Below are 12,755 nucleotides of genomic sequence, written 5' to 3'. Positions count from 1 at the left end.
TCAACTCGATGACGGCGGTGATCATCGGGAAAGGGGTGTCGTCCGTGGCGGCGTACAGTACCGGGACGCAGACTTGACGGCATGCCATCCCAGAAACGCGCCACGCGCAGTGCGGGTCTCCTTCTGTTCCGCCGACCGGACGGGGCCTCGTACGACAGTGCCGGTTTCGAGGTGCTCATCGGGCATATGGGCGGCCCGTTCTGGGCAAGCCGCGAGAGCGCGGCGTGGTCGATCCCCAAGGGGGAGTACGGCCCTGCCGAGGAACCCGCGGACGCGGCCCGCCGCGAGTTCGAGGAGGAGTTCGGCCGTCCGGCGCCGGACGGTGAGTGGGTGGCGCTCGGTGAGGCCCGTCAGTCCGGCGGCAAGACCGTGACGGTGTGGGCGATGGAGGCGGATCTCGATGCCGCGGCGGCCGTTCCCGGGACGTTCATCATGGAGTGGCCGAGGGGGTCCGGTGTGCTGCGCGAGTTCCCGGAGATCGACCGGTTCGCCTGGTGCACACCCCAGGAGGCCGCGGAGCGGCTCGTCACGGGCCAGCGGATCTTCCTCGAAAGGCTGCGGGAACACGTGGAGTACGGGCGGGTGACGCCCGCTCAGGACGGGTCCTGAGCGGGCGTTTCGTCGTCTGTGCGGTTGATCTCCGGGCTGTGCAGGTGGTGTTCGACCGCGTCGTGGCTCACCCGGAGCCGTTCCCGACCGGGCGGCCGCCGTGCAGCTCCAGCCGGTCGCCGGTGAAGCGGCTGCGGAAGCTGCGGTCGTGCGAGACGACAACGACGGCTCCCCGGTACTCCGCGAGCGCTGCCTCCACCTCCTCGACCAGGCCGAGCGCGATGTGGTTCGTCGGCTCGTCCAGCACCAGCAGATCGGCCGGTCGGGTGACCGGACGGGCCAGCGCGAGCCGTCGCTGCTGGCCGACGGAGAGGGCGGCGACCGGCACGGTCAGGTCCTCGGGACGGAACAGACCCAGCGCGAGGAGGCTCTCGGCGCACTCGTCGGGGTGACCGGACCGCCCCGCGGCGAAGGTCGCCAGCAGTGTGCGGCGCGTCGGCCGGGCGGGAAGTTCCTGCGGGAGGTAGCCGATCCCGGCCCGGCGGCGCACCGTGCCCTCGTCGGGGGTGAGGTCCCCGGCCAGGACCCGCAACAGGGTGGACTTCCGTCGGCAGTCCGCCGGGCGAGGTCAGTGCTGCGGGTTCTCGCTCTGGGCCGCTTCGATGCTGCTGTGCAGATCGCTCGTCGCGTCGAGCGCGGCGGCGCCGGAGACGACCAGGCAGGCCAGCAGCGCCGCGGCGGCCGCCCGGCCGACGCGGGGTCGTGGGGCGCCCCGGCCGAGGAGTGCGGCGACGCGGCGCGGTACGGGCCCGGCCGCTGCGGCGAGCGCCACTCGTGGGCGAGGCTGCGCGGCGCCTTCGGCGGCGCGTGCGGCGAGGGCTGCTCGGCCGATGGCCCGGGCGGCGACCCTTCGGTCGCCGACGGCGGAGGCGGCAGCCTCGTCGGCGCAGCGCTCCAGGGCGTAGCCCATGGGCGCGCGCAGGGAGCGCAGCGCTGGGTGGCAGAGTGCCGCCATTTCGGCGGCGGCGATGAAGAGGTGGTGGTGGCCCGCGAGATGGGCGCGTTCGTGCGCCAGCAAGGCGTCGCGTTCGGCGGGGTCCAGTGCGCGCAGCATCCCCGTGGTGACGACGATCCGGCCGGGAGTGCCGGGACGTCCGGGCAGCGCATACGCGTCGGGGCGGCTGTCTCGCAGGACGGCCAGTTCGCCGCCGGTGTACTCGGACGGCTGCGCGGACCGGTGCAGCTCCGCCCAGTGGCGGCGGGCGGTGCGGGTGACGGCGGCGGCGCAGCCCGCGAGCAGAGACAGTGCGGCAGCTGCGAGGGGCACGGCGACGGCGGGAGCTGCGTCGGAGAGCGGCCTGACGAGTTCGCCGAAGGCGGAGACGGCGGAGAACCGGGTCGCGCCTGGCACCACGAGCAGGGCCAGGGCGAGCAGGCTGCACAGGGCGAGGCCGATGCCCGTCGAGGCGAGCAGCCGTACGGCCCGCACCGGCGACAGGGTGTCTGCCAGGCGACGGGCTGCGGGTACCGCGACGAAGGGCATCAGCAGCGGAACCCACACGGCATAGATCATCGGGCTTCTCCATCGAGCAGGTCCCGGAGCAGCTGCTCGTCCTCGTCGGTGAGCTGTGACACGAATCGGGCCAGCACCGTGCTGCGGTCCTCCTCCTTCTGCAGTTCGCTGTGCATCCGGCGGGCGGTCAGCCCGGGCGCGTCCTCGGTGGGGGTGTACGCGAATCCGCGGCCTGCGCGGGTTCGCGTGACCGTACCCTTTTCGTAGAGACGCGACAGGATCGTCGTGACGGTGGTGCGGGCGAGAGCGGCCCCGATCGCCCCCTGCACCTGGCCTGGAGTGAGCGGGGTTTCGGCCGCCCACAGGGCCGCCAGGATCGTGGACTCCAGCTCGCCGGAGGGGCGTCGCTCCGATGCGGTGTGGTGCGGTGACGGGCGCTCCGGCCCGGCTTCTGTTGCCGGCCCGGAGGGCGGTTCGCCGTACGAGCCGGGGTCGGGTTCTCGGCTCGATATCCCCTTCACTTGGGACATGGGAACTCCCCTCCGCCTTCGGGCGTCTACAGTGATGTAGACCGTCTACATCACTGTAGTCAGTCCGGGCGTTCCGTAGGGCCGCCCGCTCACCATTATGGGAGACCTTCCACCGTGTCCGTATTCTCACTGGCGGCCGCGCCGCAAGCGGTGAACCTGCTCGATGCAGGTTCACTGCTCGGAGCGTTCGGTGCGCTCGGCATCGCCGTCGTGCTCTTCGCCGAGACAGGACTGCTCGTCGGCTTCTTCCTGCCCGGCGATTCCCTCCTGTTCACGGCGGGCCTGCTCTGCGTGTCGGGCACCCACGGCCCGGTCCAGCTGTCGTTGCCGCAGGTGCTGATCGCCTCCGTGGCCGGCGCGCTGCTCGGTGCGCAGGCAGGCTACTGGATCGGTCGCCGCGGTGGCCGGGCCCTGCTCGCCCGCAGCCGCGCCAAACGGCTGCACGAGGGCGCCGCCCGCGCCGAGGAGCTGCTCGGCAGATACGGCCATGCGCGGGCGATCGTGCTGGCCCGCTTCGTACCCGTCGTACGTACGGTGCTCAACCCGCTGGCCGGGGCGCTCAACGTCCCTGCCTGGCTCTTCACACTGTGGCAGGTCGTCGGCGGGACGGTCTGGACCGTCGGACTGGTCCTCGCGGGATACGCACTGGGGTCCTCGGTGCCCAACGTCGACCGTTATCTGCTGCCGATCGTCGCTGTCGTGGTCGTGGTCTCCCTCATCCCGCTCGCCGCCGAACTGCTCCGCTCCCGCGGCCGGCGCACCGCCGAAGGAGACAACAGCTGATGCCTCTCGCCTCCACCGCCGCCTCGTTCGACGGCGGCCTGTACACCTGGATCACCGAGCTGGCCCAGCGCTCCCCGGCCGCTCTGGATTCCACCATCCGTGTCTGGTCGGACTACGGACTTGCGCTGTTCGCCCTGCTGATGCTCGCGTCCTGGTGGCGCTCCCGCTCCGCAGACCCCGCCCGTACCGCCATGGCGCTCTGCACTCCGCTCGTCGTGGTGGCCGCGTACATCGTCAACGATCTGGTGAAGTCGGCCTTCCATGAGCAACGGCCGTGCCAGACCCTGCATGTCGTGACGGTGGAGGCATGTCCCGCACTCGGTGACTGGTCCTTCCCCAGCAACCACGCCGCCATCGCGGCGGCCGCGGCGATGGCGATCTGGCTGACCGACCGCCGGCTCGGGGCGCTTGCGGTGCCTGCCGCTCTGCTGATGGCGGCGTCCCGGGTGTGGATCGGTGTGCACTACCCGCACGATGTGCTGATCGGGCTGGTCACCGGCACGCTGGTCGCCTGGCCGCTGGCGGTCGCGGCGCGGCGCTGTGCCCCGGCGGTCGTCCGGCTGCGCGAAAGCCCGCTGCGCCCCCTGGTGGCGACACGATGACCGAAGACGCTTCGGCGGTCGCGCGCGCCCGGTCCGTACCCGTCGCGTTACCGCTCCGTGCACCGCTGGGAGCCGTTCTCGTCGGGCTGCTCGGACTCATCGCGCTGACGGCTCTCGTCCTGGCCACCCGGCACGGCTCCCCGCCCGCCCTGGACCGGGCCGGCCACGACTGGTCGCTGCGGCATCGGCCGTCGGGCCTCGTGACGACCGCTCGGGCCGTCACGGCCACCGGTACCGGAGTGTTCCCGTACGGGACAGCGGTGATCGCCGGGCTGATCGCCGGCCGTGACACCCGCCGACGGCTGGGGTACGCGGCAGGCGCCCTGGCCTTCCTGCTGCTTGCGCAGGGTGTCCGCTACGGCCTCATGGAGCTGATCGCCCGGCCCCGCCCACCGCTGGCCGACTGGGCCACGCGCGCCTCGGGCTTCGCCTTCCCTTCCGGGCACGCGACGACGTCCGCGCTGATGGCCGGCCTGCTGCTCACGGCCCTCGGCCTCCGGACGCGCGGCGGGACCGGGCCGCGTCCCCTCCGCACCGTCGTCGCTGTCCTGGTGGTCTGCTGGGCCGCGGCCGTCGGTGTGAGCCGGGCTCTGCTCGGCGTTCACTGGGCAACGGATGTACTCGCAGGATGGCTGTTCGCCACGGTCTGGATCGGGCTCGGGACCGCGCTGATACGGAAGGCACTGCCGCTCCCGCAGTGACCGGTCCGTTCAGGCCCCACCCCATCGAGGTTCGGTGCGATGCCGCTCATCTCTCCCGCACGTGCCACCCGTGCCATCCGTCCACCGGTTGCGCCGCGTCTGCTCTCGCTCCTCCAGCGACGGCTGACCTGGGTGATGGTGGCCGCGTACACGGCGGCCACGCTACTGCCGCAGGGCGGACTGGCCCTGCGGCAGCTTCACCTCGCCGCGGTGCCCGTCCCCGGCGGCGCCGCCCGTACCCAGCTCACCCTGCCGTCGCTCCTGCTCGGCTATCTGCTCTTCACCGCGGCGTTACGGGTGCCTGCCGGGGGGCTGCCTCGGCTCGTCCGCCGACCACTGCCGCTGCTGGTGGGAACGGCCGCCAATACGCTCATTCCGCTGGCCCTGCTGCCCTGCCTGGCCGTTGCACTGGGCCGACTGCCCGATGCCGACGGCTGCAGCGGACTGATCACCGGCCTCGCGCTCGTGGGGGCCATGCCGGTCGCGGCCGGAGCCACGGTCTGGGGTGGTCGGGCGGGCGGCAATCACTCCCTGGTCGTGGGGATCGTGCTCGCCTCCACCCTGCTGAGTCCGCTGACGATTCCGCTGATGCTCTCAGCGGCCTCAACTTTTACACGTGGCCACTATGCCCACGATCTGTCCCGGATGGCGGCGACGGACGGCGGGGCGTTCGCCGTGATCAGCGTGATCGTGCCGTGCGTCGCCGGTCTGGCCGTCCAACGGGTGACACCCCGCCTTGCGCTCGAACGGCATCTGCCATGGCTGCGGCTGCTCGGACTCGTCGACGCGGTACTGCTCACGTACAGCAACGCCTGTGGGGCGCTCGGCGGCTTTCTGCTCCACCCACGGCCCGCACTGCTGGTCGCGGCCGTCGTCGTGTCCGGGGCCCTGTGCGCGGCGTCCTTCGTCATCGGCTGGTTTCTGGCCCGCACGGTACGGGCGAACCGCGCGGACACGGTCGCGATCACGCTCACCTGCGGAATGAACAACAGCAGTGCAGGCGCGGTACTGGCGGCGACGAATCTGCCGAGCAGCCCTCAGGTGCTCCTGCCCGTTCTCGCGTACAGCCTGTTGCAGAAGTGCGGGGCGGGGCTGGCGGACTCGGTGCTGCGCCGCAGGACCTAGGTGCACTTGGTCTGTCTCCTTGGCACTGCGGGGCCAGCGGCATGCAGCCAATGACACCGCGGCTCGGCCTCACGGTCAGCCGACCGCAGGGTTCAATCCAGCAGCCGATATCGGCATATGCCAATTGGCAACTTTAGTTACCAACTGGCGGTTCGGTAACTAAAGTTGCCCTCATGGTGATGCCTGAGATCACGACCGCAGAACTGACGGCCCTCGACACGGCCCTCCTCGAGGCCCTCAACCCGCTCGCCGCATCCATGCGCGCCCGAGCGACCGGACTTCCCGAGGACCACATGTGGGCAGCAGACCCCTCTGACGTGGCCCTGTCCATCCTCAGCACCTGGAAGGTAGTGGACGAGGAGGTCAAGCGGTTGACGGCGATTGCCGCGCAGACCGCCGGTGCCCATGGTGCGAGCTACGAGCGGATGGGCGCTGCTTGGGGGATCACCCGACAGGGCGCCCGCAAGAAGTGGCCCGACGCCGTCGACAAGTCGGCAGCCAAGGAAATGGGGGCGAGCAGCCTCGAACTGTTCGGTGGTACCGCCGAATTGTTCCGGGACACATCGTCGGATGGCTGGCGATGGAAGGGCCGGGGCGCTGACGGAACATGCAGCGAAGACAACGGCGCACTCACGCTCGCCACGAAGGAAGAGGCTGCCGCCCACGCAGGGGCCTTCCTGAAGGAACACACCGCCGACGAGGGTTGGATTCCCGTCCCGTGGGTCACTGACGGGCCCGGATGAGGATGGCGGCGAGGTGGAGTGCGGCCATCAAAGAGACACGCTCCGGGTCTGTTGTCCGGGCAGGCGGATGACGGCGAGGCCGCCGTCGAGGTCGACGGTGGAGCGGTTGGGCGGCGCGCCGTCCTCCTCGTCGTCGCGCAGCAGCAGGGCGCTTTGGCGCTCCTTGAGTTCGCTCTGTTTGCCGGGCGAGAAGCTCGCGTGCAACTGCTCGAACCCGGTCGCCGACACCTGGCCCCGGCGGGCGCCGTTGCGCCATGGCAGCAGACCGGCCCGCCCTGCGCGCAGCATCAGCTGATCGAGAAAGGCGACGACGGTCAGCCCGATCACCAGTCCGGGCAGCGTCATCAGCGCGACGAATTCCATCAGCCCATTCTCATCGGTGTCCGGTGCGGTGCGCATCGGTCGCGGGTATGACTGCGCGGGCCGTCGCACTGCGCGACGGCCCGCACGGTCCCGGGGATCAGGGCTGTGGCCGGTCAGCCGTTGGGGAGGATGACCGCGCGGCCGTTGATCTTGCCGTGGTGCAGCCGCTCGTATGCCAGTGGCGCCTCGTCCAGCGTGTAGGTCTCGACGTGGACCTCGACCGATCCGGCACGGGCGAGGTCGAGCACCTCGGCAAGCTCGGAACGCGAACCCCAGTACGGGGAGGTCACCGTCGTGCTGTACGGCAGTGAGCCGAAGCCGACCGGCAGCGCACCGCCGCCGAGGCCGACGATCGTGACATCGGAGTCGATGGCGGCCGCGGCCCCCGCCGTGGCGACGGTGGGAGGTGCTCCGACGAAGTCGAGGACGACCTGTGCGCCGACACCGCCGGTCAGTTCACGGACCTTCGCCGCGGCGTGTTCGTCGGAGAGTACGGTCTCGTGGGCCCCGACAGCGCGGGCCAGGGCGAGCTTGTCCTCCGAGACGTCCAAGGCGATGACCCGGACGGCCGTCATGGCGCGCAGCAGCTGGATCGCGACGTGGCCGAGACCGCCGGTGCCTATGACGACGGCGGTGGCTCCGGGCACCAACTTGGGCAGGGACCGCTTTATCGCGTGGTACGGGGTGAGGCCCGCGTCGGTGAGCGGCACTGCCTGGACCGGATCGAGGTCGCCGAGCGGCACCAGGTGGCGGGGTTCGTCGACGATCATGTACTCGGCCATGGCGCCGGGCGAGCCGAGTCCCGGCGGGGTGATGCCGAGTTCCTTGGCGCGCAGGCAGTAGTTCTCCTTGCCCTCGGCGCACTTGATGCACGTACCGCAGCCCCAGGGGCCGTAGACCGCGACGGACTCGCCGATCGACAGGCCGCTCACTCCGTCGCCGAGCGCGGCGACGGTACCGACGCCCTCATGACCGAGGGTGAGCGGCAGCGGGAAGGGGATCTGCTCCGCGGGCCGGCTCATCACGGCGATGTCGGAGTGACAGACACCTGCGGCGGTGACCTTCAGCAGCACCTGGCCGGGGCCGGGCTCCGGGTCGGGCACGCTGACGACTTCGGGTGCTGAGCCGACAGCGCGGTACTGAACGGCCTTCATGGGGTTCTCCTCACTGCTTTCTTTGTGTTCTGACCCTTGCCCCCCCGTTCCCCCGTCCGCCGGTCAAAAGGCGGAATAGCCGCCGTCCACCAGGTGGTAGCTGCCGTGGATGAAGGAAGCACGGTCGGAGAGCAGGAAGGCGGTGAGTTCGGCGACTTCCTCCGCCTTGCCGAGGCGTCCGGCCGGGTGCAGCGAGATGAGGTGGTCGCGGGCCGGGCCGTCCGTGTTGCGCAGCAGCGGCGTGTCGATGAAGCCGGGGCCGACGGCGTTGACCCGGACGTTCTGTGCCGCGTATTCGAGGGCGGCCGTCTTGGTGAGGCCGACGACACCGTGCTTGGCGGCCACGTAGGCGGGTGATCCGGCGAAGCCGTTGGTGCCGAGGATCGACGACATGTTGACGACGGCGCCGCCGCCCGCCGCGACGATTGCGGGAAGCTCGTAGCGCATCGAGTAGAAGACGCCGCTGAGGTTGGTGGCGACGACCCGGTTCCAGTCCTCGATCGCGTACTCACCGGTGGGGTTGCTGGGACCGCCGATGCCCGCGTTGTTGACGGCGAGATGCAGGGCGCCGAACGTGTCGACGGCGAATCGCACGCCCGCTTCCACGGACGCCGGGTCGGTCACGTCCATGGCGACCGCGGCGGCCTTGGCGCCGGCGTTCTCCAGTTCGGCGACCGCCTTTCGGGCGTTGGCCTCGTCGTAGTCGGCGACGGCGACGGACGCGCCACCTGCGGCCAGCCGGTGGGCCAGGGCCAGTCCGATGCCGGAGGCACCGCCGGTTATGAGGGCGGTCCTGCCCGCGAACTCCTGGTCGGCGGGGGTGAGGGGGGTGCTCATGAGGTTGCGTTTCCTTCCGTGGTGCTGTGCGGCGCCGGCCCAGCCGGAAGCTGCGTGAGCAGTTCTCCGGAGAGGGCGTCGAAGGCCTGCCCGACCAGTCGGGGCAGGTTGTCCGCGTGTCCGCCGCGCACCCAGGCGGCTTGGGCCGCGAGGAGCGCCCCGGCCCCCGCTGCGACCGTGACGGCGGGGCGGATGTCCAGCTGCGGATCGACTCCGAGCCGTTGCGCGATGATGGCGACCGAGTCCGCCTGGGCGTCCACCCGGATGTGGTGGAACGCGGCGTAGAGGGTCGGCTCCTGCTCGGCGAGGACCAGCAGGTCGAAAATCCGGTCGCGGCGGTGCCACGCCTGTGCGTCGTGGTCGTCGAGCCAGTCGAGGACGGCGCGGCGGTAGGCGGTGAGCGGGGGCTCTTCGGCGGGGCGTACGCGCAGGGCGTCGTTGATCCGGTCGCCGTCACCCTGGAGCGAGTCCAGGACTGCGGCTTCCTTGCTGGTGAAGTACCGGCTGAAGGTCCGCCGGTCGACGTCCGCGCGTTCCGCGATCTCCTCGACCGTCACATTCTTCAGGCCCCGGTCGAGTACGAGCTCGAACGCGGCCTGCGCCAGTGAGTCCCGGGTCCTGCGGGCCTTGCGGCTCCGTCGCTCCGGGGTCTTCCGTTCCGGATTCATGAGTGCACCGTACACCTAAAAATGTCCCGACGCGACAGAAGTCTCGCCGGGACATTGGATCAGTGTTCGGCTGCCCTGCCGGCCGCTCTACCGGCCGCTGAAGGTCTCAGCGGCCCGGCGAGCACCGTGACCCGTCGCCACGGGCCGGTGGCGGCTGCCTGCCGGTGCCCGGCGCAGGGCGAGGGCGGCGATGTCGTCGCGTCGCACACCTCCGGAGAAGGACTCCAGGTCGGCGTGGAGCGCGTCCAGCACCTCGCGCGGCCCGTGGCCCGCCCAGTGGCCCAGCCGGGCGTCCAGCGGATAGAAGGCGCCCGATGCGTCGCGGGCCTCGGTGACCCCGTCGGTGAAGGCCAGGAGCGTCGCGTCGGGTGGGAAGTCCAGCCATTCCGCGACCCGTGCCTCCAGACTGAGCTCCGCCATGCCCAGGGGGACGGATGTGAGCCGCAGCGGAACCGCGCAGGCCACGCCGTTGTGCAACAGCCGGGGCGGCAGATGGCCACAGTTGACGGCCTGTACCCGGTGCTCCCCGTCGAAGTCGAGCACCAGGGCGGTGACGAAGCGTTCGATCTCTCCGGTCTGGGCGGAGAACGCGTTGTGCCGGGCAACCGCGTCCTCCAGCGCATCGACCACTCCCGTCAGGGTGGGCTCGCGAATGGCCGCTTCCCGGAACGCTCCGAGGACGGCGAAGCCTGCCCCGATCGCAGCGAGCCCCTTGCCCTGGACATCCCCGATGATCACCCGGGTTCCGTAGGGCGACTGCACGACCTCGTAGATGTCACCGCCGACCAGGCGGTCCTCCTCGATCGGCGTATAGATGCCGTGGGCAAAGATCTGCTCGGTCAGGATGGGCAGCGGGCGCAGAATCTGCCGCTGGAGCGCAACGGCGGCGGAGCGCAGTCTGGCTATCTCGGCGGCATGACGCAGCCGCAGCGCGCAGGAGCCGACACCCAGGAAGCAGGCCAGCACGGTGAAGGCGACGCTGCTGGTGATGTCCCAGAACGTTCCCCCGTTCACCAGCCGGGAGCAGACGACGACGGTCGTGATCGAGGTGGCCACGCCGACGGTCTGCCGGATCGTTCCGAAGACCGAGACGAGTGCGGGCACGACCACAAGGAGCGGTAGAAGACGCAGCTCGTCGCCGGTCCAGACGTCGAGGATGCCGACCAGGGCGGTCAGCAGTGCCAGCCCGCCGAACAGTGCCCCGTTCCCGATCCGGGGCGCGAAAACGGCTGCCTCCCCCGCATCCGTACCAGGGAGCGTCGCTCCATGCGTCGCCGCTCGGTACTGGAGACCGATCGTCACGGCCCATTCCTCCCGGGATCTGCCGGCCCCGCGCCGACGTTCACTCCCAGTCCATCCGGTTCACAGAGGGCAGCACACGAGGCTTACGGCCCCTCGGGGCGTGCCGAAGGTCCCGGAACCGGAAATGGCAGTGACCTTCGGCCCGGAAGTTCCGGGCCGAAGGTCACTGCGCCGTGGTTCAGCGCACGGCTGCGGCACGGGCTTCGCCGTCGCGGCGCACGCCACCGGTTCCCGGCAGGCGCGTCGGCGGGTGTTCCGGTACGAGCGCCGAGAGGAAGGACGTCCGGCGGCGGAGCACGAATCCCAGTGATTCGTAGAGCCGGACTGCATTGGTGTTGGAGGCGGAGGCATGCAGGAACGGTGTTTCGCCGCGCTGCCTGATCTCGTGGGCGACGGCAAGGACGAGCGCGCTGCCGAGCCCCTGCCCGCGCACGGACTCGTCCGTGCAGACGCCGCTGATCTCGCTCCAGCCGGGTGGGTGGAGGCGTTCGCCCGCCATCGCTACGAGCGCTCCTTCGCGGCGGACGCCGAGGTAGGTGCCGAGCTCGACCGTACGGGGCAGGAACGGTCCCGGGCGGGTGCGGGCGACCAGGTCGAGCATCTCGGGCACATCGGCGGGTCCGAGCCGTACGGCCTGCGGAAACGGGGCCGCCGCGACCCCGGCGTCGACGAGCTGGACGCCCTCGGCGTGAAAGGTGATCTCCCAGTCGTCCGGCGGCGGTTCGCGGAAGGCGGTGATGGTGACGGCGCCACCGGGGCCGGCGAGCGCTGCCGCGTCGGCCCAGTCCTCGGCCTGCGGCGCGTCCGGGGTCGCGACCCAGGGGGCCACGTCCGCCGGGTAGCGCAGGATGCGGCCACGCACCTCGGCGAAGTGGGCGTGCGGGCCGGTCAGTGCGGCGCGGACCGGGTTGTCCAGCGGGTGCGCGTCACCCCCAGCGACATGCGGCGCGCTCACGCGATCGCCTCGATCACGATCTTCCCGCGCGCATGTCCGCTCTCCACGGCGCGCAGCGCCTCTCCCGCCTCGGCGAGCGGGAAGGTCCTGGTCACATGCGTCCGCAGGGCTCCGGTGACGACGAGGTTCGCCACCTCGTCGAGGACCGCCGCGGTGCGGGCCCGTGCGACGGCCGCCCCGCCGAGTTCCACCGCCAGTGGCTTGCCCCCGGCGCTGATCAACGTGGCCGGGTCCGTGAGCAGCGGGGCCACGGCCCTCAGGGTGTCGCCGCCGACCAGGTCGAAGACCGCGTCGATGCCGTCGGGTGCCACTGCCCGGACCCGGTCCGCGAGACCGGCGCCGGATTCGACGTGCACCGCGCCGAGCGACTCGATGAAGTCCTTCTTGGCCGCGCTCGCGGTACCGATGACATGGACACCGGCGTGGCGGGCGAGCTGTACCGCGGCCGTTCCGACACCACCGCCGGCCCCGGTGATCAGCAGGGTCGAACCAGGGGCGAGTCCGAGCTGACGGACGCCGTCGTACGCGGTGGCCACCGCGACCGGCAGCACGGCCGCGTCGGTGAACGACAGCTCGGCCGGCTTGTGCGCGGTCACGGCGACGGGCAGCAGCGTGTACTCGGCGTACCCGCCGGTCACCGGATTGCCGAAGACCTCGTCCCCGACCGCGAACCCTTCGACATCCGGGCCCACGCCCTCGACGACTCCGGCGGCCTCGCTGCCGAAGACGGTGGGAAACGGCTGCGGCTCACTGCCGGGCCTGGTGTACCCCGTACGCAGCTTCCAGTCGACCGGGTTGACCCCGGCCGCCCGGACGGCGACGAGCAGCTCGCCGGGGCCCGGCACCGGCACGTCCTGCTCGACGAAAGCCTCCACCTCCGGTCCGCCGTTGCGGGTGAACACGTACGCCTTGGGCATGAGCTCCCTCTCT

15 protein-coding genes and 1 pseudogene are annotated in these 12,755 nt (G+C 71.1%); 6 read left to right on the top strand and 10 right to left on the bottom strand.

What is annotated here, in order from left to right:
- Window positions 1-81: 81 nt before the first annotated feature.
- Window positions 82-609 carry an NUDIX domain-containing protein gene (locus tag ACIPEK_RS22110; protein ID WP_401998601.1) on the top strand — a complete coding sequence of 176 codons (528 nt, stop codon included), beginning with the start codon at window positions 82-84 and terminating at the stop codon, window positions 607-609.
- A 67-nt stretch (window positions 610-676) separates the two neighbouring features.
- On the opposite strand, the pseudogene ACIPEK_RS22105 reads toward ACIPEK_RS22110, so the two are convergent.
- From ACIPEK_RS22105 to ACIPEK_RS22095, 3 genes and pseudogenes are all read right to left on the bottom strand, one after another.
- Window positions 677-1,153 (bottom strand): annotated as a pseudogene (locus tag ACIPEK_RS22105) (ATP-binding cassette domain-containing protein); the annotation flags it as partial.
- A gap of 24 nt (window positions 1,154-1,177) precedes the next feature.
- Window positions 1,178-2,122: a M56 family metallopeptidase gene (locus ACIPEK_RS22100; RefSeq protein WP_401998598.1), complete on the bottom strand. Its 945-nt coding sequence runs from the start codon at window positions 2,120-2,122 to the stop codon at window positions 1,178-1,180.
- Window positions 2,119-2,451: a BlaI/MecI/CopY family transcriptional regulator gene (locus ACIPEK_RS22095; RefSeq protein WP_229845958.1), complete on the bottom strand. Its 333-nt coding sequence runs from the start codon at window positions 2,449-2,451 to the stop codon at window positions 2,119-2,121. Before ACIPEK_RS22095 ends, ACIPEK_RS22100 begins: the two co-directional genes overlap by 4 nt.
- A 255-nt stretch (window positions 2,452-2,706) precedes the next feature.
- On the opposite strand from ACIPEK_RS22095, the gene ACIPEK_RS22090 reads away from it, so the two are divergent.
- The 5 genes from ACIPEK_RS22090 to ACIPEK_RS22070 all read left to right on the top strand — a co-directional run bounded on the left by ACIPEK_RS22090 (window position 2,707) and on the right by ACIPEK_RS22070 (window position 6,546).
- Entirely contained in the window at window positions 2,707-3,375 is a 669-nt protein-coding gene (locus ACIPEK_RS22090) for a DedA family protein (RefSeq protein WP_401998595.1), read from the top strand.
- Window positions 3,375-3,977, top strand: coding sequence for a phosphatase PAP2 family protein (locus tag ACIPEK_RS22085; protein WP_401998592.1), 603 nt, complete (start codon window positions 3,375-3,377; stop codon window positions 3,975-3,977). The genes ACIPEK_RS22090 and ACIPEK_RS22085 overlap by 1 nt, the downstream gene beginning before the upstream one ends.
- Complete coding sequence (locus ACIPEK_RS22080) at window positions 3,974-4,678, top strand: phosphatase PAP2 family protein (RefSeq protein WP_401998589.1); 705 nt, start codon at window positions 3,974-3,976, stop codon at window positions 4,676-4,678. Before ACIPEK_RS22085 ends, ACIPEK_RS22080 begins: the two co-directional genes overlap by 4 nt.
- Window positions 4,679-4,717: 39 nt before the next feature.
- Entirely contained in the window at window positions 4,718-5,803 is a 1,086-nt protein-coding gene (locus ACIPEK_RS22075) for a bile acid:sodium symporter family protein (protein WP_401998587.1), read from the top strand.
- 173 nt (window positions 5,804-5,976) lie between these two features.
- Window positions 5,977-6,546 (top strand): hypothetical protein, encoded by a 570-nt coding sequence (locus ACIPEK_RS22070; protein ID WP_401998584.1) that lies wholly within the window; start codon window positions 5,977-5,979, stop codon window positions 6,544-6,546.
- Between the two features lie 27 nt (window positions 6,547-6,573).
- On the opposite strand, the gene ACIPEK_RS22065 is transcribed toward ACIPEK_RS22070, so the two are convergent.
- The 7 genes from ACIPEK_RS22065 to ACIPEK_RS22035 form a co-directional block, all read right to left on the bottom strand.
- Window positions 6,574-6,909: a DUF6191 domain-containing protein gene (locus ACIPEK_RS22065; RefSeq protein WP_401998659.1), complete on the bottom strand. Its 336-nt coding sequence runs from the start codon at window positions 6,907-6,909 to the stop codon at window positions 6,574-6,576.
- Window positions 6,910-7,022: 113 nt separating this feature from the next.
- The gene (locus tag ACIPEK_RS22060) at window positions 7,023-8,063 is read right to left on the bottom strand and encodes an NAD(P)-dependent alcohol dehydrogenase (RefSeq protein ID WP_401998581.1); all 1,041 of its coding nucleotides are present in this window, start codon (window positions 8,061-8,063) and stop codon (window positions 7,023-7,025) included.
- 63 nt (window positions 8,064-8,126) lie between these two features.
- Entirely contained in the window at window positions 8,127-8,900 is a 774-nt protein-coding gene (locus ACIPEK_RS22055) for an SDR family NAD(P)-dependent oxidoreductase (RefSeq protein ID WP_401998578.1), read from the bottom strand.
- Window positions 8,897-9,568: a TetR family transcriptional regulator gene (locus ACIPEK_RS22050; protein WP_401998576.1), complete on the bottom strand. Its 672-nt coding sequence runs from the start codon at window positions 9,566-9,568 to the stop codon at window positions 8,897-8,899. The genes ACIPEK_RS22055 and ACIPEK_RS22050 overlap by 4 nt, the downstream gene beginning before the upstream one ends.
- 87 nt (window positions 9,569-9,655) lie before the next feature.
- Window positions 9,656-10,870 carry a PP2C family protein-serine/threonine phosphatase gene (locus ACIPEK_RS22045; RefSeq protein ID WP_401998573.1) on the bottom strand — a complete coding sequence of 405 codons (1,215 nt, stop codon included), beginning with the start codon at window positions 10,868-10,870 and terminating at the stop codon, window positions 9,656-9,658.
- A 178-nt stretch (window positions 10,871-11,048) separates the two neighbouring features.
- Complete coding sequence (locus ACIPEK_RS22040) at window positions 11,049-11,825, bottom strand: GNAT family N-acetyltransferase (RefSeq protein ID WP_401998570.1); 777 nt, start codon at window positions 11,823-11,825, stop codon at window positions 11,049-11,051.
- A complete protein-coding gene (locus tag ACIPEK_RS22035) occupies window positions 11,822-12,742 on the bottom strand; it encodes an NADP-dependent oxidoreductase (RefSeq protein WP_401998567.1) in 921 nt (306 codons plus the stop codon). The genes ACIPEK_RS22040 and ACIPEK_RS22035 overlap by 4 nt, the downstream gene beginning before the upstream one ends.
- Window positions 12,743-12,755: the final 13 nt, after the last annotated feature.

It is taken from the genome of Streptomyces sp. NPDC088246 (assembly GCF_044741025.1).
Taxonomy (GTDB): domain Bacteria; phylum Actinomycetota; class Actinomycetes; order Streptomycetales; family Streptomycetaceae; genus Streptomyces.
This window is presented reverse-complemented; position numbering and strand designations above follow the sequence as displayed.